Here is a 22,110-nt window from a genome sequence, read left to right as displayed (position 1 = left end):
TCGGTCGGGTCGTGCCGGATTCAGGCGGCGAGTTTCTTGCGTTCTTCAAGGGCGGCGGCGGGGGGCGCGGCACTGGCCACGCCCATTTCGGCAAGGCTTGCGCGGGCGGCCTCGACCACGCGGGCCATGACATGTTCATCCATCCGCCCGATGCAGCCCACCCGGAAGCTGTCCACCACCGTCAGTTTGCCGGGATAGATGATGAACCCCTTCTGCTTCATCAGGTCGTAGAAGCGCGCAAACACGAAGGCGGGATCGGCCGGGCAGAAGAAGGTGACGATGATCGGCGACAGCCAACGGTTGTCCAGCAGCGTTTCAAAGCCAAGCGCCCGCATCCCCGCCACCATCACGTCGCGGTTCCGTTCATAGCGCGCGCCGCGCGCGGCAACGCCACCTTCGGCCTGATGCATCTTCAACGCCTCGATGAAGGCCGCGACCACATGGGTGGGCGGGGTAAAGCGCCACTGGCCGGTCTTTTCCATCGTGGCCCATTGCCCATGGACATCCAGCGCCAGCGAATGGGAATTGCCCTTGGCCGCCTCGATCTCGGCCGTCTTCGCGATGACGAAACCGAAGCCGGGAACGCCCTCGATGCACTTGTTGGCCGAAGACACCATCGCCTCATACCGGATCCGATCCGGCTCCAGCGGGATGGCGCCGAAGGCCGACATGCTGTCGATCAACAGCTTGCGGCCCGCGGCATAGGTGGCCTCGGATATCTCCTCGACCGGGTTCAGGATGCCGGATGAAGTTTCGCAATGAATGGCCAGGACATGGGTGATCGCCGGGTCATCGGCCAGGATCCGCGCCACCTCGTCGCCGCGGGGCGGCAGGTAATCGCCCTTGTCCAACAGCACCCGCCCCCGCCCGATCTGATCCAGCGTCGCCGCAGCGCGCAGGCCGTAAGCCCCGTTCGACAGGACCAGAACCTTGCCGTCCTTCGGCACGAAAGACCCCAGCATCGCCTCGACACAATAGGAACCCGACCCTTGCAGCGGCACGCAGTCATACCCTGCCCCGCCCGGCCCAAGCAGCGCCAGAAGCCGCGCGCGCAGGTCGCGCGTCATGGCGCGGAAATCGTCGTCCCAACTGCCCCAGTCCTTCAGCATGGCCTGCTTGACCTCGTAGGCGGTGGTCAGCGGGCCCGGTGTCAAAAGATAGGGCTCTCCCATCTTCGGGGGCGGAAAGGCGGGGGTGGTCGGCATGGCGGGACACTCCGTTCGGCTGGCGGCAGATTGACCGATGCCTTTCCATATGTGAAATCTTGTTTGGATATTGATCCATAAGATTGGCCGATACATGCGCTATGCCCAGCTTCGCGCCTTCCACCACGTCGCCCTGCACGGCGGGTTTTCCCGCGCGGCCGAAGCGCTGAACCAGACGCAGCCCTCGCTGTCGGATCAGGTTCGCCGCCTGGAACAGGACCATGACACGCTTCTGTTTTACCGCGAGGGGCGGCGCGTGCGCCTGACCGGGGCGGGCGAGGACCTATTTCTTCTGACGCGGCGGTTCTTCGAGGTCGAGGATCAGATCGGCCGCCATCTGGAACGCTCGCGTGCCGCCGTGTCGGGAACGCTGCGCATCATGGCCGACAGCGCGTTGCATATCTCGGAAGCGCTAGTGCGCTTCCGCCGCCGTCATCCGGGGGTGCTTGTCCAGATCGCCAGCGGCAATTCCGAACAGGTGCTGTCCGCCCTGCGCGGCTATGACGCCGAGATCGGCATCCTCGGCAGCCTTGATCCGGCCCCCGACCTGACCTGCGTCGATCTTGGCGAAAGCCCGATCGTCGCCATCGCCGCGCGCGGCCTGTTGCCAGCGGGCACCGTGAGCCTGTCGCTGGACGATCTGCGCCGGGTGCCGCTGGTATTCCGCGAACGCGGCTCGCGCACCCGGTCGGGGCTGGAAGAGGCGGCGCGGCGCGACGGCATCCGCCTGAGCCCGGTGATCGAGGTCGAGGGCCGCGAGGCGATGCGCGAGGTGGTGGCGACAGGCACGGGCGTGGGCTTCATTTCGGACGCGGAGCTTGGCCACGATCCAAGGATCGAACGGGTTCCGCTTTCAGGGCTGACGCTGATGATGACCGAAACGCTGGTCTACCTGACCCAACGCCGCGACGTGCCTGCGATCCGCGCCTTCATGCGCGAATGGGACGGCCCGGCAGGCGCCTGACGCAGGATGCGCGCGGGAATTTGTGGGTTTTGTTGGCAATTGCCTGAGTTTTCGCGCGGTTTTTCGGCAACCCCCAACCCTCCGGCCAAAATCACACAAAACCCCACAAACTTCTTGCGTCGACTCGAATCTGCGTATTTCCTGCCCTGACAGGGTTGGGAGACGGAACGTGCGCCACAGGCGGAATGTCCTTTTCGTCGTGATCGATCAGATGCGCGCCGACTGCCTGCATGGCGCCCTTGCCAACGCGGTCAGCCTTCCGAACATGCGCGCGCTGATGGCCGAGGGCACGACCTTCCGCCGCCACCATTCGGTGACAAATCCCTGCGGGCCGTCGCGCGCCTCGATCCTGACCGGGCAGTACGCGATGAACCATCGCGCCGTCAGGAACGGAACCCCCCCTGCCCCATGACAAGCCCAACCTTGCCACCGAGGTGCGCAAGGGCGGCTGGCTGCCCTTGCTTTTCGGCTACACCGACAGCACCCGCGACCCGCGGGTCCACCATCCCGACGATCCGGCGCTAAAAACCTATGAACAGGTCATGCCCGGCTTCGTCGAGGCGGTCGAGATGCGGCTTGAAGAAAGCTGGCCCTGGCGCGCGCATCTGATCGCAAAGGGCTATGACGTTCCGCCCTACCCCGACATCTTCCGCCCCGCGGGCGAAAGGCCGGACGATCCCGCGCTCTACCGCGCCGAGGACAGCGACACCGCCTTCCTGACCGATCGCCTGCTGGCCGACCTGGCCGCCCGCCCCCGCGGATGGTTCGCGCATCTGACCTATATCCGCCCGCATCCCCCGCTGGTCGCGCCCGCGCCCTACAACCGGATGATCGACCCGGCCACCGTGCCCGAACCCGACCGTCCGCTGGACAAGGCCGCCGCCCGCGCGCAGCACCCCTTCGTCGATGTCTGGCTGGATGCCAAGACCTTCGCATCGAATGTCGAAGGCTTCCCCGACCTGCCCGAAACCGAAGACAACATCGCGATGCTCCGGTCGATCTATCTGGGCCTCGCCAAGGAGGTGGACGATCACCTGGGCCGCATCCTGCGGTTCCTGAAGGACAGCGAACTTTACGACGAAACTTTGCTGATCCTGACCGCCGACCATGCCGAGATGCTGGGCGACCATCACGGATGGGGCAAGATGACCTGGCACGACGCGGCCTTCGCGACCCCGCTCATCATCCGTGACCCCGACCGCCCGGCCAGCCACGGCATTGCCTGGGATCATCCGACCGAATCCGTCGACGTGACGCCCACGATCCTCGATCTGCTGGGGCTCGACATTCCCGACACGATGGACGGGCGCAGCCTCAGGCCCTTCCTCGACGGAAGGCCGCCCGCGGACTGGCGCGATCACAGTTATTCCGAACTGGATTACGGCGATCCGATCACGCCCACGCTGTGGCAGAATCGGCTGGGCCTGGACTGCGACCGGGCGAACCTTGCGGTCCTGCGCGGGCCGCGATTCACGCTTGTCCATTTCAACGGCGGGCTGCCGCCGCTGCTGTTTGATGCAGAAGGCGCGGGCGAGGCCCGGAATCTGGCCGATGATCCAGCCCACGCGGCGGTTCTGCTGGACATGACCCGGCGCTTGATCGACCATCGGATGACACATTCCGAAGGGCTTTTTTCAAGAACCATGGCGACGCCCGACGGGATCAGGCGCGCCAGGGCGGGATAGGCCCCGCGCGCGGGGCAGAACGGCGACGCGGCAAAGCCCGGCTGTCACGTCGCTGTCACCTTGGCCGGGTCTAACAGCCGCTGTCGGCGATCCGGCAATCCGGCGCATTGGAAAGGGGGCATCGCAAGCATCCGACGGCATGACGACGCAGGTCGCCCCGGGCACGCTGGCGGAAACGTCCAGACATCGCCTTCCCCGCATCACGGCATCCGGCTTTCGGGCCCGCCTTGGGCAAGGGGACAAGAACAATAACGCCGACCCGCTACCGCAATCTGACAGACGACAGGAGAGAGAATGAGAAAGCACCTTTTATCCGGCGTGGCGCTGCTGCTGATCCCGGCTGCCGCCTCTGCGAACTGCCCGGCCATCAACCTTGCCGACCCGCAGGGTGTGGCCCCCGGCGCCTTCCCCCAGCAATATGATCTGTCCGAATTCCAGGCCGCCGCAGGCTGCACGATGGAGTTCAAGGAAAATCCCGAAATCGCCGCGCTGAACGCCGAGATCCAGGGCAATCCGGACCTTCCGCCGCTGGCCGAACGCCTGCCCTCGGAACCGCTGGTCATGATTCCCTATGAAAGCGTGGGGCGCTATGGCGGCGTGTTCGACGGGCTTTCGAATGCGACCGAGGCCGGCACCTCCGACTTCATGTCGGTGCGGCATGTAAACCTCGTGCGCTATTCGGACGACCTTCAGACGATCGTGCCGAACGTCGCGCAATCCTGGAGCTGGAACGCCGATTACACGGAACTGACGTTCAAGCTGCGGCCCGGCCACAAATGGTCGGACGGGGCGCCCTTCACCTCGGCCGATGTGGAGTTCTGGTATGAAAACCTGATGCTCGACACCAACATCTACGAGACGCCCAAGGATTACGCGCTGGTCGCCGGTCAGCCGATGTCGGTCGATGCGCCGGACGAAACCACCGTGGTCTTCAAGCTGCCGGCGCCGAAGCCGGGGCTTCTGGCGCATTTCGCCACGTCCTATGCGCAGGGTTTCCAGCCCAAGCACTTCCTGGGCAAGTTCCACCCCGCGATCAACCCCGAAGCCGATGCCTATGCCCAGTCCCTGGGCTTTGCCAACGGCTATGACGCGATCAAGGCCTATTACGGCAACTCGGACTGGATGGACACGCCCACGCCGATGCTGTCGCATTCGCAGATCGTGGCCAACCTGCCCGCGGCGACCTCGCCCACGCTGGAAAGCCACATCTATGTGGAAGACACCACCGAATACCGGCGGCTGGTGGCCAACCCCTATTTCTTCCAGGTGGATCCGACCGGCCAGCAACTGCCCTACATCCCGCGCCAGAACGAGCTTTACATCAACGACAACGAAGTGCGTCTGCTGAAACTCGTGAACGCCGAGGCCGATTACAAGGCGCAGTCGCTGCAACTCGCCTCGGCCCCGATCCTTCTGGAGAACCAGGAAAAGGGCAACTTCACGGTGGACCTGCGACCCGACATCACCATGTCGGCGTTCAGCTTCAACGTGACCCACCCTGACGAGGCCAAGCGCGCCGTCTTCGGCGACGTCCGCTTCCGCGAGGCGATGTCGATCGCCATCAACCGCGACGAGTTGAACGAACTCGCCTATTTCGGCCAGGGCACGCCGCAGCAATACGTGGCCTTCTCGCCCGCGCCGCCCTTCGTCGATGAGAAGTGGAAGACCCACAAGGCCGAATACGACCCAGAAGCCGCCAAGGCCGTTCTGGACGAAATCGGCCTGAAGGACACCGACGGCGACGGATTCCGCGAACTCCCCAACGGCGAAAAACTGGTCCTGAACATGAACTTCTCGACCCAGGGCATCGCGGGGCAGACGGTGGAACTGGTGGCGCAGTTCTGGGCCGATGTCGGCATCCAGTCGGTCGTGAAGGAAGTCACGCCCGACGAATACCGTTCGGCGCAGTCGGCCAACCAGCTTGACGTGGGTCTCTGGGGCAAAGGTCAGCCGCTTGCCATCATCCTGGGCACGAACGAACTGTTCGTTCCCCCGTTCGAGAACTATTTCGCGCATCGCTCCGGCATGCTGTGGGCGGAATGGGTGGAATCGAACGGAGCCGCGGGTGTCGAACCGCCGGACTTCGTCAAGCAGATGATCGAGGACATCAACGCCTTCCAGTCGACGCCCGTCGGCACGCCGGAATCCGATGCCATCGGCGCCCGTCTGGTGGAGAACATGACCGGCAACATGCTGTTCATCGGCACGGTCAGCGCGCCGAACCCGATCTACCATTCGAACAAGCTGAAGAACTTCGCGGACTTCAAGACCGCGTCCTATGAATACTACAGGACCTACCCCTATCGGGCGTCCCAGTGGTGGCTGGACGAATGAGGGGGCCAAGGCCCGCATGACCCTGTCGCGGGCGGCATAGCCGCCGCCCGCGACCCGCCGACCGAAGGCGCAGACACAGGCGCCATGAAAGAAGACACCACAGGGATGACGGGAAGCGATGCTTCAATTCGGCAGATTCGTGGCGACACGGGCGGCCATGGCGATGATCACGCTGATCCTCGTCTCGCTGGTCGTGTTCACCCTCATGGAACTGGTTCCCGGCGATTGCGCGGAACGCTATCTGGCCTACAAGAACACCCAGGGCCAGAACATCACCATCCAGGACATCGAGAACGAACGCGCCCGACTCGGCCTTGACCGTCCCTTTGTCGAACGCTGGGCAAGCTGGATCGTGAACGCCTTCCGGGGCGAATTCGGCGAAAGCTGCATCCTCAGGGTCGACATCGCCCAGCTTCTGGGCACGAAATTCTGGATCTCGCTGGGGATCTGCCTTGCCGCGCTGACGCTGGCCTATGCCGTGGCGCTGCCGGTGGGCATGATCTCGGCCGCGTCCTCGAACGCGCTGCTGAACAACTCGCTGCGCTTCATCAGCTATTTCGGCCTGGCCATGCCGAACTTCCTTCTGGCGCTGATGATCATGCTGTTTTCCACGGTCTATTTCGGGGAAACCCTGACCGGGCTCTTTTCGCCAGAATACCGCGATGCACCCTGGTCCTGGGACAGGGTGGTCGACCTGCTGAAACACATCTGGCTGCCGATCTTCATCCTGGGCTGGTCGGCCACCGCGTTTGCGCTTCAGACCGTGCGGGCGCTGATGTCGGACGAGATCGGCAAGCTCTATGTCACCGCGGCCGCGGCGCGGGGGGTGCACGGGCGCGCGCTGCTGTGGCGCTATCCGGCACGCCATGCCCTGGGGCCGATCGTCAACAGCCTGGGCTTCGACCTGAACCGGATCTTCAACGAACTGCCCATCGTGGCGCTGATCCTGACGCTGACCGACGCGGGCGCCCTTCTGATCGAGGCGCTGGCGCGGTCGAACGACCAGCAGCTTGCCGGGGCGATCATCTTTCTTCTGACCGCCTCCATCGTCACGCTGAATTTCCTGACCGATGTGTTGCTTGCGGTTCTGGACCCGCGGGTCCGCAAGAGCATCCTGCGATAATGGGGTGGTGAGATGACGACGGAAACCCATGTTCCGCCCGCCGCGGGCCTGCGCGACCAGAAGGCGAAAGAGGCCTATTTCACCGCCTCGCAGCGGCAACTGATCTGGGCGCGGTTCAAGAAGCAGCGCGCGGCGATGATCGCGCTCGGCTTCCTGATCGTGCTGATGCTGGCGGGGATCTTCGCCCCCTTCCTGTCGCCCTACGACCCGACGGCGGCCGGACGGAACAAGGATTACCTGAACGGCGCGCCGACGATCCCGATGTTCTGCGACAAGAACGGCTGTTCGCTGCGCCCCTTCCTGCACACGGTGGAACGCGAACGTTCCATCGCCACCAACTTCCGCTGGGTGGAAACGGTGAACGAGGACAAGCGCCGTTACGTCCAGTTCTTCGTCGAGGGCAGCCCCTACAAGCTGTTCGGCGTCATCCCGCTGAAGACGCGGCTGTTCGGGATGGACGAAGGCTTCATCCACCTTTTCGGCACGGATTCGGCCGGCAAGGACATCTTCTCGCGCACGCTGCATGCGATCTGGACCTCGATGCAGGTGGGCACCATCGGGGTATTCATCGCTTTTGTGCTGGCCTTGGTCATCGGCGGGGTGTCGGGGTATTACGGCGGGCGGATCGACAGCGTGATCCAGATGATCACCGATGCGGTGCGCACCGTGCCCACGATCCCGCTGTTCATGGCCATCGCGGCCTTCATCCCGCAGGAATGGACAGCCGAACAGCGGTTCTTCTTCATCTCGCTGATCCTTGGGCTGATCGGCTGGCCCACGCTGGCGCGACGGGTGCGCACGCATCTTCTGACCGAACGCAACCAGGAATACGTGCTGGCCGCGCAGCTGTGCGGCGCGTCGTCGTCGCATATCATCCGCCGGCACCTGCTGCCCTCGTTCACCAGCTACATCATCGTCGATCTGGTGATTTCCTTCCCCTACATGGTGCTTTCGGAAACCGCGCTTTCCTTCATCGGGCTGGGGTTGAAGGACCCGGTCAATTCGCTGGGTGTGATGTTGCAGAACGTCACCTCGGCCGACGTGCTGCTGAACTACCAGTGGTATTTCATCCCGGTGATCTTCTTCATCGCGCTGGTCATGGCCTTCGTCTTTGTCGGCGACGGCCTGCGCGATGCCGCCGACCCCTATTCGGACACCCACAAATGACGGCCCTGATCGAAATCAAGAACCTGACGCTGAAGTTCCGCACCGACGAGGGGCTGATCACGGCGGTCGATGACGTCAGCTTTTCCCTGAACAAGGGCGAGGTGATGGGCCTTGTGGGCGAAAGCGGTTCGGGCAAGTCGGTGACGGCCAAGGCGTTGATGCATCTCAACGCCAAGAACGCCGTCTACAGCCCCGAAAGCCGGATCATCCTGCACACCGATCAGGGGCCGGTCGACGTGCTGTCGCTGACCCGGCCCGCCGACCTCAAGATCGTGCGCGGTGGCGCCATATCCATGATCTTCCAGGAACCGATGGCCAGCTTCGCGCCCGCGATCACCATCGGCAGCCAGATGGTGGAACAGCTGCTGCTGCATTCTGACATGACGAAGGCACGCGCGCGGGAAATCTCGATCGAGATGCTGGACCGTGTGGGCATCTCGGAACCCGCGCGGCGGTTCGACCAGTATGCCTTCGAACTGTCGGGCGGCATGCGCCAGCGCGCGATGATCGCGATGGCGCTGTCCACGAAACCCCGGCTTCTGATCGCGGACGAGCCGACCACGGCGCTGGACGTCACCATCCAGGCGCAGGTGATTGACCTGATGCTGGATCTGGTGAGCGAATTCCACATGGGGATCGTGTTCATCACCCATGATCTGGGCGTGGTGGCGCAGACCGCCGACAAGGTCTGCGTGATGTATCTGGGACGCGTGGTCGAGGAAGGCCCGGTGCGCGAGGTGATCCGCCACCCCAAGCACCCCTACACGCGCGGCCTCCTGCGCGCCCTGCCCCGGCTCGAGGATCTCGACGCGCCGCTGATACCGGTGCCGGGCGACATCCCCTCGCCGCTGGAACGGCCCACGGGATGCGTGTTCAACACCCGCTGCACCGAATTCCTTGGCGATATCTGCCGCCTGCGCCCGCCCGCCGAAACCTGGGTGGACGCGACGCACCGTGTGTCCTGCCACCTGCACGACCCCGAGGAGGGCGCATGACGACCGATGACATCCTGATCGCCGCCGAAAGCCTGACGGTCGGCTATCCGATCGGCAAGGGCCTGTTCAACCGCAGCGTTCTGAACGCGGTGAACGGAGTGTCTCTGTCGATCCGGCGCGGATCGTTCTTCGGCCTCGTGGGGGAAAGCGGATCGGGCAAGACCACGCTGGGGCGCGCGCTGCTGAAGGCCGCACCGATCACCGCGGGGCACGCGCGATACAGCGACGGCGAGGTGAATTACGACCTCGCCACGCTGGACGGCGCCGCACTGAAGGATTACCGCAAGCGCGCGCAGCTGATCTTTCAGGACCCCTACGCCGCGTTGTCGCCACGCACGACGGTCCGCGACATCATCGCCGAACCGCTCGAGGTGATGGGGATCACCCGCACCCGCAGCGATACCGACGACCGCGTGCGCGAGATCGCGGCGAAATGCCGGTTGAACCTCGAACACCTGCGCCGCTTTCCGCATGCCTTCTCGGGCGGGCAGCGCCAGCGCATCTCCATCGCGCGCGCGCTGGTCGCGGGGCCAAGGTTCATCGTGGCCGATGAAAGCGTCGCGGCACTCGACGTGTCGATCCAGGCCGACGTTCTGAACCTGCTGAAACAATTGCAGCGCGATCTGGGGCTGACTTTCCTGTTCATCAGCCATGACCTTTCGGTCGTGGCCCATACCTGCGACCATGTGGCGGTGATGTATCTGGGCAGGCTGGTGGAAACCGCCCCGACGCGCGCGCTGTTCGCAGCCCCCCGCCACCCCTACACGCGGGCGCTGTTTTCGGCGATCCCCTCGCTCGACCCCGACGACCGCGGGCGCGGCCAGAGGCTGACGGGCGAAATCCCCTCGCCCCTGAACCAGCCGACGGGGTGCAAGTTCCACACCCGCTGCCCCCATGCCATCGACCAGTGCCGCAAGGTGGAGCCTGTGCTGGAAACCTCGGGCGATCCGTCGGGCGAAGGGCACGCCGTGGCCTGCCACCGCTGGCGCGAACTGATGGAGACGGTTCCGGCCTGACCCGGGCGGCGGCGCCAGCGCCGCGATTCCGCGGTGACAGCCGCCGCGGGCATGCGTAGGGTTGCGCCATGTCCTTCACCCTGCGCCAGCTTCAGTTCTTCGTTGCCGCCGCCGAACAGGGCAGCGTTTCGGGCGCGGCGCGCGTCCTGTCGATCAGCCAGTCCAGCGTGACCGAGGCAATCCGCTCGCTTGAAGACGATCTGGGCGTCACGCTGTTCGAACGGCAGGCCAAGGGCCTGCGCATCACCCACAAGGGCAGCGCCTTCCTGCGCCATGCGCGCCAGATCCTGGGCGACGTGGCCCGCGCCCGCGACGCCTTTCGCGGCGAGGCGGAACAGACCACCGGGCGGCTTTCTCTGGGGGTGACAAGCCTTGTGGCGGGCTATGTCCTGTCCGACATCCTTGCCCGGTTCCGCCGCGCCTATCCGCAGGTCGAACTGAACGTGATCGAGGACAGCGGCGACTACCTTCAACACCTGCTGATCGGCGGCGAGCTGGATGTGGCCGTTCTGCTGACTTCGTCCGTTCGCGACCGCCTGGCCCTGCAGGTCGAGACGCTGCTGGTGTCGCCGTTCCGGCTCTGGCTGCCACTGGGCCACGAACTGGCCCAGCAAGAGGCGATCGCGCGCGAGGAACTGGCCGGCTATCCGCTGATCCAGCTGATGGTGGACGAGATCGAGGAAGCGACGCGCGCCCTTATGGCCTCGATCGCCCATCCGCCGCAGGTCACCTTCCGCACCCGCAGCGTCGAGGCGGTCCGGTCGCTGGTGGCGACGGGCGCGGGGCTGGCCCTGCTGCCGGGGCTGGTCTATCGCCCGTGGTCGCTGGAAGGCGACCGGATCGAAATCCGCGATGTTTCGGGTGATCTGCCCACGGTGCAGGTGGGCCTTGCCTGGCGGCGCGGCGCCCCGCTTTCGGCACCCGCGCTGAACTTCGTCCGTTCCGCGCAGGGGGCGGTGCCCGAACGGTGACGGCCTATCGGCTTTTCCGATAGGTGGTTTCTGTGTTTTGAATTTGCGAAAGACCGCGCCCGGCCTATCCTGCCTTGCAATCGACCCGCGGCGACAGCGGGCGCATCACAGGGAGCCAGACCATGACATCCATGAAACTGATGGGAACAACCGCGCTTTCGGTGCTTTTGGCGGTTGGCCCGGTGGCCGCACAGATGACGGCCCTCGGCGAACCCGAAGGGCAGGTGAACATCGTCGCCTGGGCCGGATACATCGAACGCGGCGAGACGGTGAAGGAATTCGACTGGGTCACCAAGTTCGAGGAATCCACCGGCTGCAAGGTCAACGTCAAGACCGCGAACACCTCGGACGAGATGGTGGCGCTGATGAACGAAGGCGGGTTCGACCTTGTGACCGCCTCGGGCGACGCTTCGCTGCGGCTGATCGCAGGCAAGCGCGTGCAGCCGATCAACATCGACCTTGTGCCATCGTGGAACGCGGTCGACGACCGGCTGAAGGATGCGCCCTGGCACACGGTCGACGGCGTACATTACGGCGTGCCCTACATGTGGGGGCCGAACGTTCTGATGTACAACACCAACGTCTTCAAGGAACCGCCGACCAGCTGGAACGTCGTGTTCGAGGAAATGACCCTGGGTGACGGGCAATCGAACAAGGGCCGCGTGCAGGCCTATGACGGGCCGATCCACATCGCCGACGCCGCGCAATACCTGATGTTCCACAAGCCGGAACTGGGCATCACCTCGCCCTATGAACTGAACGAGGACCAGTACAAGGCCGCGCTGGACCTGCTGCGCCAGCAGCGCGAACTGGTCAGCCGCTACTGGCATGACGCCTTCATCCAGATGGACGACTTCAAGAACGAGGGCGTCGTCGCCTCGGGCACTTGGCCGTTCCAGGTGAACCTGCTGAAATCCGAAGGCCAGCCGGTGGCCAGCGTGATCCCGCAGGAAGGCGCGACGGGCTGGGCCGACACGTCGATGATGCATGTCGATGCGCCGAACCCGAACTGTTCCTACCTCTGGATGGAACATTCGCTGTCCTCGAACCTGCAATCCGACCTTGCGGTCTGGTTCGGAGCCAACCCGGCGGTTCCGGCGGCCTGCACCGACGGGCGCGGGATGCTGACGCCCGAGGGCTGCACCACGAACGGCTTCGACGATTTCGAGAAGATCCGCTTCTGGACCACGCCCACGGCGAACTGCTCGCAGGGTGAAGGCGCCTGCGTGCCCTACTATCGCTGGGTGTCCGACTACATCGGCGTGATCGGCGGGCGCTGAGCCGCCATTTGCCGAAACCAATCCGGCCGGGGCCGACAACGGCCCCGGACGTTCCCGAATTGAGATCCACAGAGAAGGCGCCATGGCGGTTGCTGTCGAATTTTCGCATGTTTCCCGGCATTTCGGGCAGGTTCGCGCCGTCGATGACGTTTCGCTGACCATCGAGGAAGGCGCGTTCTTCGCCATGCTCGGGCCGTCGGGTTCGGGCAAGACGACCTGCCTGCGCCTGATCTCGGGCTTCGAGAAACCTTCATCCGGCACGATCCGCATCTTCGGCGAGGATGTCAGCAACATCCCCCCGAACCGGCGCAACGTGAACACCGTCTTTCAGGACTATGCGCTGTTTCCACACATGAACGTGGCCGACAACGTGGCCTATGGCCTGATGGTCAAGGGCATGGGGCGTGCCGAACGGCTGCGCCGGGCCGAAGAGATGCTGGCGCTGGTCAAGCTGGACGGCTACGGCGGGCGCAAGCCCGGGCAGTTGTCGGGCGGCCAGCGGCAGCGTGTGGCGCTGGCGCGCGCCCTGGTCAACGAACCCCGCGTCCTGCTTCTGGATGAACCCCTTGGCGCGCTGGACCTGAAACTGCGCGAGGCGATGCAGGACGAACTGAAGGCGCTTCAGCAGCGGCTTGGCATCACCTTCGTCTTCGTCACCCATGACCAGCACGAAGCACTGTCGATGGCAGACCGGCTGGCGGTCTTCAACGAAGGCCGGATCGCCCAGATCGGCAGCCCCGAAGAGGTCTACGCCCGCCCGGCCACCCGTTTCGTGGCCGATTTCGTCGGGTCGTCCAATGTCCTTCCGCCCGAGATCACCCAAAGGCTGGGCGGACCGGCGAAATGGTCCAGCCTGCGCCCCGAAAGCCTGCGCATCATTCCCGCCGAGGCCGCGGCGCTGGCCGGAAGCGTTACCGCGCTGCGCTATCTCGGGGCGGGCACGCGCGTGCAGATCGCCGTCCAGGGCACCGCCCCCGGGGCCGAGATCGCGGCGCTGGTGCCCGCAGGCATCGCCGTGCCGCAACCGGGCGAAACCGTCGGGCTTGGCTTCGATCCGGCCCATCTGCATGTGATGGAGGGGGCATGAGCGCGGTTCTGGCCGAACGCGGGCTTGGCGACCGGCTGACCGGGCTGTTCTGGCGCCGACCGAACCTGCTGCTTCTTCTGATGATCGCGCCGCCCCTGATCTGGCTGGGGCTGGTCTATCTGGGATCGCTCGCGGCGCTTCTGCTGCAAAGTTTCTACTACATCGACGAATTCTCGGGCGTGGTGGTGCCGGAATTCACGTTGAAGACCTATGTCGAACTGTTCCGCGCGCAGAACCTCGACATCATCTTCCGCACGCTGCTGATGTCGGCCTCGGTCACGCTTGGATGCGCGCTGCTGGCCTTTCCGATCGCCTATTACGCCGCCCGCTATGCGCGCGGGCCCTGGAAGGCCGCCTTCTATCTGGGCGTCATGCTGCCGCTCTGGTCGTCCTACCTGGTCAAGGTCTATGCCTGGAAGCTGATCCTTGCCAAGGAAGGGATCATCGGCTGGGCCGCGGGAGTGACCGGCACGACGCCGATCCTTGACGCCGTCCTGGGCCTGCCCTTCATCGGCGGCAATTCGCTGTCGACCAGTTTCCTCGGCACATGGATGGTCTTCGTCTATGTCTGGCTGCCCTACATGATCCTGCCGATGCAGGCGGCGCTGGAACGCGTGCCCTTGTCGATGCTGGAAGCCTCGGCCGACCTTGGTGCAAGCCATGGCCAGACCTTCCGCACCGTGATCCTGCCGCTGGCCATGCCGGGCGTGATCGCCGGGTCAATCTTCACCTTCAGCCTGACGATGGGCGATTACATCATTCCCCAGATCATCGGCACCTCGGCCCGGTTCATCGGGCAGGCCGTCTATCAACTCCAGGGCACGGCGGGCAACATCCCGCTGGCCGCGGCCTTCGCGGTGGTGCCGATCGTCATCATGCTGATCTACCTGCATCTGGCCAAACGCGCGGGGGCTTTCGATGCGCTCTGACGACGGCAGACAGGGCGCCTCGCTGGCGCTGAGGATCGCGGCTATCGGCGGGCTTCTGTTCCTGCACCTGCCGATCCTGCTGATCTTCCTTTACGCCTTCACGATCGAGGAACGCACCTATGCCTTTCCGCCGCCGGGGCTGACGACGCAATGGTTCGGCGTGGCCTGGAACCGGGCCGACATCTGGCCGCCGCTCTACCTGTCGCTGAAGGTGGCCGCGATCTCGACCTTGCTGGCGATGATCCTTGGCACGCTGGTGGCGGGAGCGATGGCGCGGACGCGCTTTTTCGGACGCGAACAGATCTCGCTGCTGATCATCCTGCCGATTGCCCTGCCCGGCGTCATCACCGGGATGAGCCTGCGGTCGGCCTTCGCGATCATGGAGATCCCGTTCAGTGTCTGGACGATCGTTCTGGGCCACGCGACCTTCTGCATCGTGATCGTCTACAACAACGCGGTGGCGCGGATGCGGCGGCTGTCCGGCGGCATCATGGAGGCCAGCGCCGACCTTGGCGCGAACGCCTTCCAGACGATGCGCTATGTCCTTCTGCCCAACCTCGGCAGCGCGCTTCTGGCGGGCGGGATGCTGGCCTTCGCCCTGTCCTTCGACGAGGTGATCGTGACGACCTTCACGGCGGGGCAGCAATCCACCCTGCCGATCTGGATGCTGAACGAACTGGTCCGGCCGCGGCAGCGCCCGGTGACGAATGTGGTGGCGATCGTCGTCTTTGCGGTGACTTTCGTCCCGATCCTTTTGGCCTATTACCTGACCCGGGGCGGCTCCGAGACCGCTGGCGCGGGCAAATGACACGGGAGGTGACACAATGAGCGCGATCGACCTTAAACTCTTGATCGGCAATGATTTCGAGGCCGGGCAGGACGCGAAGGAACCGGTGCTGAACCCGCGCACGGGCGAACTGATCGTCGAGGTGCCCGAGGCAAGCCTTGCCCAGGTCGACCGGGCGGTGCAGGCCGCGCGTGCCGCATTCGAGGGTTGGTCGCGCACCACGCCCGCCGAACGCGCGGCGGCGTTGCTGCGCATCGCCGACCGGATCGAGGCCGAGGCGGACGATTTCGCCCGGCTCGAGGCGCTGAACTGCGGCAAACCGATCAACGCCGCCCGCAATGACGAGATCCCCGCCATCGTCGACTGCTACCGCTTTTTCGCGGGCGCGGTCCGCACCCAGCATGGCCAGGTCGCGGGCGAATACCTTGCCGGTCACACCAGCATGATCCGGCGTGATCCGATCGGGGTCGTGGCCTCGATCGCGCCGTGGAACTATCCGCTGATGATGATGGCTTGGAAACTGGCCCCGGCCATCGGCGGAGGCAATACCGTCGTGTTCAAACCCAGCGAACAGACCCCCTTCACGGCGCTGAAGATGGCCCGAATTCTCGCCGAGGAACTGCCCGAGGGCGTGGTCAACGTGATCGCAGGGCGCGGCCATACCGTGGGCAATGCGCTGATCAATCATCCCGGCGTCGACATGATCTCGCTCACCGGGGATGTGGCCACGGGCAAGAAGATGCTGGATGCCGCCGCGCGCACGGTCAAGCGCACCCATCTGGAACTGGGGGGCAAGGCCCCGGTCGTCGTTTTCGACGATGCAGATATCGACGCGGTGGTCGAGGGGCTGCGCGCCTTCGGCTATTACAATGCCGGGCAGGATTGCACCGCCGCCTGCCGCATCTATGCGGGCCGGAAGGTCTATGAGCGTCTGGTGGCGGACCTGACCAGCGCCGTTTCGAACATCGCGCTTGGCCTTGAGGACGACACGACAAACGAGATCGGCCCCCTGATCAGCTTGCGCCAGCGGGACCGGGTGGCAAGCTTCGTGAACCGCGCGCGCGAATTGAACCACATCGAAATCACCACCGGCGGCGAGGTGATGGGTCAGGGGTTCTATTACCGGCCCACCGTGATCGCGGGGGCGAAACAGGAAGACGAGATCGTCCGGCGCGAGGTCTTTGGCCCCGTGGTGTCGATCACGCCGTTCTCGGACGTGGATCAGGCCGTGGCATGGGCCAACGATTCCGATTATGGCCTGGCCTCGTCGGTCTGGACGCAGAACGTGGGCCGCGCGATGGAGACGGCGGCGCGGCTGCGCTATGGCTGCACCTGGATCAACACCCATTTCATGCTGGTCAACGAAATGCCGCATGGCGGGTTGAAGCAATCCGGATACGGCAAGGACATGTCCGCCTATGCGCTGGAGGATTACACCGTCGTCCGGCATGTGATGATCAAGCACTGAACTGGGCTGCCCATCACCGGCCGGCACGACCCGGCCGGTGATGCGCGCGCCCGCAGGATGCGTCGCAGGGCCCGGTCAAGGCCCGGTCAAGGCCCCATCAAAGGATGTCGATCGCGGCCAGAACCTGATTGATGTCGGTCTGGCCGTGCAGGACGATCTGCGCGCCGGGCGCCAGCGTCAGCACCACCTCGCCTCCGTCACCAAGCGACGCGATCCCCGACAGATCCCCCGCCGGAAGGGCCGCCGCCGCGATCTGAAGCCGGTCGACGGCCGGATCGAAATCGGTGATCCGGTCGCTGCCCGAGCCGGGCAGGAAGACAAAGACATCCGCCCCCGCGCCCCCGGTCATCAGGTCATCGCCCGCGCCGCCGTCGATCGTGTCGTCGCCCGCGCGCCCGTCGATCCTGTCATTGCCCGCAAGGCCCGCCAGCGCGTTGGCCTGCGCGTCGCCTGCCAGGACATCGGAATGCTGGCTACCGGTCACGGCCTCGATCCCCGCCAGCCGGTCGCCTGCCGCCTGGCCGCCCCATTGCGGCCCCCGCGACGCCAGATCGACCCTGACCGCGTAGGGAGAGGCGGCATAGCTGACCCGGTCGAACCCGCCGCCTCCGACCATCCAGTCGGCGCCCTGACCACCGATGAACAGGTCGTCGCCGCCCTGCCCGACCAGCCGGTCCGCGCCGCGCCCGCCATCCAGCGTATCGTCGCCCTCGCCGCCGAACAGCCGGTTGCCCCGGCCATTCCCGACCAGGCGGTCGGCATAGCCCGATCCCAGCACATCCTCGATTGACAGCAGGCGGTCGCCCTGGGCATCGCCGCCACGCCCGTGTCCGCGCGCCAGATCCACGATCACCCCGCCGGACGAGTCGCTGTAATCCACCAGGTCGCGCCCGCCATGGCCGACCAGCTTGTCACGCCCCACGCCTCCGGTCAGGCGGTCGTTGCCCGTACCGCCCATCAGCGTGTCATTGCCCTCGCCGCCGTCCAGCCGGTCGTTTCCGCCGCGCCCGAACAGCATGTTCTTGCCATCGTTGCCTTCAAGCCGGTTGCCCTGCCGATTGCCCGTGAGGTTCGTGTTCTGCACGCCCAGAAGTTCGGCATGGGCCACGCCACGGACCAGCCGGGCACTGGCCGAAACCTCGATCTCGCGCCCGCCGACGATGTCGAGCTTCACATTCTCACCCCGGAACCGCACATCGACCACGACCTTGCGGTTGCCATACCAGGCGATGACTTTCTGCAACCCGTTCGCCGCGGTTTCCAGCGCATAGCCCCCCGCCGCGGCTGAGGTCGTCCGCCCGCCCTGCATCGTGAAGGACACGCCGCCGCGTCCTTCGCCGACCGAATAGAAATCGTCGCCGTTCCGGTCCGCATAGGCCACTCCGGTCAGGAAATGCGTGCGCCCGCTGTAGGCGAAATTCTGTGTGATGAGCGAGGCATTGTAGCCCGCGAAATTGCCCACCGCCTGCCCGACGCCGATCTCGGCCACCTCGGACTTGAACATGTTCAGGCGGTGCAGCGAGCTGTCGAACAGGCTGCCATGTTGGCGCAGGATCGCCTCGATCCGGTCCAGCCGCCCGCTCGAGGCGCGGAAGGCGACGTTCTCGCTCCATGTCGCATCGCCCGAAAGATCATAGCCGGTCGCACCGATCCGGTCGCCCGCGTTCGACCCGCCCGCGCCGCGATGGCCCACGGTTTCGGTCTGCAGCATCCATCGGCTGTGGGTGTCCGCTGCCGCGCCGAGGCGGTCGTTGACCGCAAGTGGCTGATAGGACTGGGGCGAGATCCGGCGGGCCGACAACCCGCTGTTGAGTTCGATTCCGAGAAGCTCGGCCTCTCCGGCTGGGTCCAGACGGGCCCGGTTGACCAGTTCGATCATGAACTGTTCGTAGGCGGTGATCGACATCGGGTGCTCCGGCAGCATCAGAACAGCCCGACGAAAACACCCGATCAGTTAGGCCCCAGTGTGGACCGGTCGTGGCAAATGCTGGAAATGAAAGGCAAGTTTGCGGCAAATTCAGCGCCGGAATGTGGCAGCCGCCTACCGGGATGTGTGCGGCGGCCCGGGCCGCGCCGGAACGCGCGCACGGGGGATCGCGCAGGCCGGCACGCTGCGACGAAATGGCAAGAATAATATCATTATTTTCAATGTTTTGAAGAGTTCTGCCCGAAAGGCCAGCCCGGCGGATCGGCCACGCATTCCGTGCCACCCATGACGCGCACAGGGCATTCCCGCAAAGACCGGTCGGTGTCGTGCCGACCTGTCGGGCGCGATCGAAACGGCCAGGACCGGATCGGAATTGGATCGGGCCGCCGCCACCCGGATGCCACGAATCGGGATCACGGGCTTGCGACCGATGCGCGACGTGATGCAACCTTGAAATGTGGCGATTTACGCAAAACAACCTAAAGATGATCCACAATCGCCGAAGTACCTTTCCGCTTGTTGCCGGCCACGAACCAATGAACCCGCTCAAATTTGTACTTTTCCAACGTAAGGGGGCTACATCTTGTGCGATTGTCGCCGGAAAGTGAATTATGGCCGAAAAGTGGCGTGATTTTGGCCGCTTGCGGTCCAATCTTAACAAAATCGTGGCTGGCCGCCCCAAATTCGCCTAAATTCAACATCTGACCGCCGCCTTTTTTTGGCGTAGGTGGTTTTTGGTTGTGTGAATTTCTGGCGGCGGGGATTTCCTCAAGGATTCTCGCCATGTCGCATCTGGGTCATCATTTCGTCTTCAACCGTGTTCGCATGTGCGACCGGGAACTTCCTGCGAAAACGTCCCTTTTCCGGAACACGATCCGGGCGGCCATGGTAATGGCGACAACCCTTTTCGTGGCGGCACCCCAGGCGCAGGCCCAGGATGGTGCGTGGGGTTTTGCCTCCACGCCCTACACGACCAAGGCGAACTGCACCTCGAACAACGCCGCCATCGTGTCGGTCACCCCGAACCCCAGCCAGGCCTTGGGGCAATGCAGCCTGCCCACCGATGTCGTGACGCTGCCCGTATCCGTGACCTATTCGCTGAATGGCAACAACGTCTATGACCTGATGGTGGCCTATGGCTTTGGCACCCAGGGGGCGAATGGCACGATCTATTACGATGATTGCCTTGTTCCCGCAGGCGGAACGATTCCGGCTGGCATGGCCAACCGGGATGGCGACGCCTGCCTCGACGGCGCGTCGGGTGCATCAGGCACGTTCACCGTCACCCGCAACATTCAGGTCAAGTGCGACCTCGACAACGACGGCGCGATCGATTCCGGCACGGAAGTGAGCTTCTGGGCCGCATGGCAAAGCAACGACAAGGACACGCTCTATGATGTCGCCACGCCCCAGTGCTTCGGTCCCTCGGGCGGTGTGACGCTCAGCATCGCGCCCAAGGTCACTGTCGCCAAGGTCTCGACCGGCGACGTCGGCACCTTCGGTTTCACTGTCTCGGGCGCCCAGAACTCGGGCAGCTTCGCCCTGACCACGACGGCCGAAAACACCCCCGTCACCTATGCCAGCGACCTTCTGCCCGTGCGCGCGGGCGCCGGCTTCAACAGCGTGACGATCACCGAGACGGTCCCCGCCGGCTGGACCAGCGACGCCGTCTGCACCGGCCTGACCGAAGGCGTCGGCTACACCGATGACGGCAACGGCACGGTGGTGATCCTGGGGTCGTCCTTCCGCGACACCAACCCCCAGCAGCAGATCGCCTGTACCTTCACGAACACCCGCGCGACCGCCACGCTGACGCTCGACAAGGTGGTCGAGAATGGCGGCGCAGGCACCGCCCTGCCCTCGGCCTGGACGATCTTCGCCTCGCCCGACGGCACGCTTGCCAACGCTGTCCTCAGCGGGCCGGGTGCCAGCGGATCGACGGATGTGACCGGAACCGTGAACGCGGGCACCTACACGATCGCGGAAACCCCTGCGAACCCGGATTACACGCTGTCTCTGGCCTGCACCGGCGCGGCTGACACGAACCCGAACGACGGCCTGACGCTTGCCTCGGGCGAGAACGTCACCTGCACGCTGACGAACCGCTACAACAAGGGCTCGCTCACCCTGGTCAAATCGGTGACCAACGACAACGGCGGGACTGCCGCGGCGGGTGCGTTCACGCTCAGCTACAACGGCACAGCCGCGACACAGGGCGTGCCCGTGACGCTGACCCCCGGCACCTACAGCCTGACGGAAACCGCGCTGACCGGCTACCAGCCCGCCGCCACCCCGCTCGCCTGTTCGGTGAACGGCACGGGCGGCAGCGCTCTGTCCGGCTCGACCCTGACGCTCGCCGCGGGCGACGCCGTTACCTGCACCTTCTACAACGACGATGACGCGCCGACCTATGACATGGCCAAGACGGCCGATCCGGTCAGCGCGGCGGCGGGCGACACCGTCACCTACACGCTTGCCTTCACCAACAACGGCCCCTGGGCGATTTCCAACCTGACGCCGGTCGACACGTCGCTGACCGGCCTGTCGGCGATCGATTGCGGCGGCGGCGCGGCCTCCATCGCGACGCTTGCCTCCGGCGCATCTGCCAGCTGCACGGCGACCTATCTGGTGACCCAGGCCGATGTCGACGGCGGCGGCAACGCGACCGCGGTCGATACCGGCACCTGCGCCTCGGGCCTCGCCCTTGTGAACACCGCAAGCTCCTCCGCCGAGGAAACCGATGGCACGGCGCTGACGGAAACCAGCCTCGCCAACAATGGCGCCACCGTCTGCCTGCCCGTCCGGAACGCTGCGATCACGCTGGACAAGACCGCCGATGTCGCCACCTATGGCACGCTCGGCGAGACCGTCACCTACAGCTTCGAGGTCGAGAACACCGGCAACGTGACGCTGGCCAATGTCTCGGTCACCGACCCGCTGACCGGCCTGTCGGCGATCACCCCGGCCCCGGTCAGCCTGGCCCCCGGCGCCAGCCAGATCTTCACCGCCACGCTGACCGTCACCCAGGACCACCTCGACGCAGGTTCCATCGCCAACACCGCGACCGCCTCGGGCACCCCGCCCGTGGGCGACGCCGTCACCGACACCGACAGCGTGACGCTGACCGCGGCGCAACAGCCCGCGATCACGCTGGACAAGACCGCCGATGTCG

At 65.1% G+C, this 22,110-nt stretch carries 18 protein-coding genes; 15 read left to right on the top strand and 3 right to left on the bottom strand.

What is annotated here, in order from left to right:
- Positions 1 to 20: 20 nt before the first annotated feature.
- Entirely contained in the window at positions 21 to 1,205 is a 1,185-nt protein-coding gene (locus E7811_RS17030; protein WP_136395885.1) for a 2-aminoethylphosphonate--pyruvate transaminase, read from the bottom strand.
- A gap of 94 nt (positions 1,206 to 1,299) precedes the next feature.
- Between E7811_RS17030 and E7811_RS17025 the strand changes: the two genes are divergently transcribed.
- From E7811_RS17025 to E7811_RS16965, 14 genes are all read left to right on the top strand, one after another.
- Positions 1,300 to 2,169 carry a LysR substrate-binding domain-containing protein gene (locus E7811_RS17025; RefSeq protein WP_136395884.1) on the top strand — a complete coding sequence of 290 codons (870 nt, stop codon included), beginning with the start codon at positions 1,300 to 1,302 and terminating at the stop codon, positions 2,167 to 2,169.
- Positions 2,170 to 2,338: 169 nt separating this feature from the next.
- A complete protein-coding gene (locus E7811_RS18295) occupies positions 2,339 to 2,581 on the top strand; it encodes a sulfatase-like hydrolase/transferase (protein ID WP_246020516.1) in 243 nt (80 codons plus the stop codon).
- A 22-nt stretch (positions 2,582 to 2,603) separates the two neighbouring features.
- Positions 2,604 to 3,854, top strand: a complete 1,251-nt coding sequence (locus E7811_RS17020; protein WP_246020514.1) for a sulfatase-like hydrolase/transferase — start codon at positions 2,604 to 2,606, stop codon at positions 3,852 to 3,854.
- Between the two features lie 294 nt (positions 3,855 to 4,148).
- On the top strand, positions 4,149 to 6,188 hold the full coding sequence (locus tag E7811_RS17015; protein ID WP_136395883.1) for an ABC transporter substrate-binding protein: 2,040 nt from the start codon (positions 4,149 to 4,151) through the stop codon (positions 6,186 to 6,188).
- A gap of 118 nt (positions 6,189 to 6,306) precedes the next feature.
- Positions 6,307 to 7,311, top strand: coding sequence for an ABC transporter permease (locus E7811_RS17010; RefSeq protein WP_136395882.1), 1,005 nt, complete (start codon positions 6,307 to 6,309; stop codon positions 7,309 to 7,311).
- Positions 7,312 to 7,323: 12 nt separating this feature from the next.
- Positions 7,324 to 8,478, top strand: coding sequence for an ABC transporter permease (locus E7811_RS17005; RefSeq protein ID WP_136395881.1), 1,155 nt, complete (start codon positions 7,324 to 7,326; stop codon positions 8,476 to 8,478).
- Positions 8,475 to 9,473, top strand: a complete 999-nt coding sequence (locus tag E7811_RS17000) for an ABC transporter ATP-binding protein (RefSeq protein WP_136395880.1) — start codon at positions 8,475 to 8,477, stop codon at positions 9,471 to 9,473. Before E7811_RS17005 ends, E7811_RS17000 begins: the two co-directional genes overlap by 4 nt.
- The gene (locus E7811_RS16995) at positions 9,470 to 10,489 is read left to right on the top strand and encodes an ABC transporter ATP-binding protein (RefSeq protein WP_136395879.1); all 1,020 of its coding nucleotides are present in this window, start codon (positions 9,470 to 9,472) and stop codon (positions 10,487 to 10,489) included. The genes E7811_RS17000 and E7811_RS16995 overlap by 4 nt, the downstream gene beginning before the upstream one ends.
- A gap of 68 nt (positions 10,490 to 10,557) precedes the next feature.
- Positions 10,558 to 11,460, top strand: coding sequence for a LysR substrate-binding domain-containing protein (locus E7811_RS16990; protein WP_136395878.1), 903 nt, complete (start codon positions 10,558 to 10,560; stop codon positions 11,458 to 11,460).
- A 122-nt stretch (positions 11,461 to 11,582) separates the two neighbouring features.
- Entirely contained in the window at positions 11,583 to 12,740 is a 1,158-nt protein-coding gene (locus tag E7811_RS16985; protein ID WP_211092138.1) for an ABC transporter substrate-binding protein, read from the top strand.
- 82 nt (positions 12,741 to 12,822) lie between these two features.
- Positions 12,823 to 13,827, top strand: a complete 1,005-nt coding sequence (locus E7811_RS16980; RefSeq protein WP_136395877.1) for an ABC transporter ATP-binding protein — start codon at positions 12,823 to 12,825, stop codon at positions 13,825 to 13,827.
- The gene (locus E7811_RS16975; protein WP_136395876.1) at positions 13,824 to 14,756 is read left to right on the top strand and encodes an ABC transporter permease; all 933 of its coding nucleotides are present in this window, start codon (positions 13,824 to 13,826) and stop codon (positions 14,754 to 14,756) included. The genes E7811_RS16980 and E7811_RS16975 overlap by 4 nt, the downstream gene beginning before the upstream one ends.
- Entirely contained in the window at positions 14,746 to 15,564 is an 819-nt protein-coding gene (locus tag E7811_RS16970; RefSeq protein ID WP_136395875.1) for an ABC transporter permease, read from the top strand. Before E7811_RS16975 ends, E7811_RS16970 begins: the two co-directional genes overlap by 11 nt.
- Before the next feature lie 25 nt (positions 15,565 to 15,589).
- Positions 15,590 to 17,011 (top strand): gamma-aminobutyraldehyde dehydrogenase, encoded by a 1,422-nt coding sequence (locus E7811_RS16965; RefSeq protein ID WP_136395939.1) that lies wholly within the window; start codon positions 15,590 to 15,592, stop codon positions 17,009 to 17,011.
- A gap of 97 nt (positions 17,012 to 17,108) precedes the next feature.
- On the opposite strand, the gene E7811_RS18380 is transcribed toward E7811_RS16965, so the two are convergent.
- Together E7811_RS18380 and E7811_RS16955 are read right to left on the bottom strand one after the other, a co-directional pair.
- Positions 17,109 to 18,917 carry a CAP domain-containing protein gene (locus tag E7811_RS18380; protein ID WP_168733078.1) on the bottom strand — a complete coding sequence of 603 codons (1,809 nt, stop codon included), beginning with the start codon at positions 18,915 to 18,917 and terminating at the stop codon, positions 17,109 to 17,111.
- Between the two features lie 500 nt (positions 18,918 to 19,417).
- The gene (locus E7811_RS16955; RefSeq protein ID WP_136395873.1) at positions 19,418 to 19,723 is read right to left on the bottom strand and encodes a hypothetical protein; all 306 of its coding nucleotides are present in this window, start codon (positions 19,721 to 19,723) and stop codon (positions 19,418 to 19,420) included.
- A 106-nt stretch (positions 19,724 to 19,829) separates the two neighbouring features.
- Between E7811_RS16955 and E7811_RS16950 the strand changes: the two genes are divergently transcribed.
- Positions 19,830 to 22,110 (top strand): DUF7507 domain-containing protein (locus E7811_RS16950; protein ID WP_136395872.1); only part of this gene is annotated, 2,281 nt, incomplete at its 3' end.

Origin of the sequence: Aliigemmobacter aestuarii, assembly GCF_004799285.1 — a bacterium.
In the GTDB taxonomy this organism is placed as follows: domain Bacteria; phylum Pseudomonadota; class Alphaproteobacteria; order Rhodobacterales; family Rhodobacteraceae; genus Aliigemmobacter; species Aliigemmobacter aestuarii.
The sequence above is the reverse complement of the archived record's forward strand: the minus strand, read 5'-3'. Positions and strand labels throughout refer to the sequence as shown.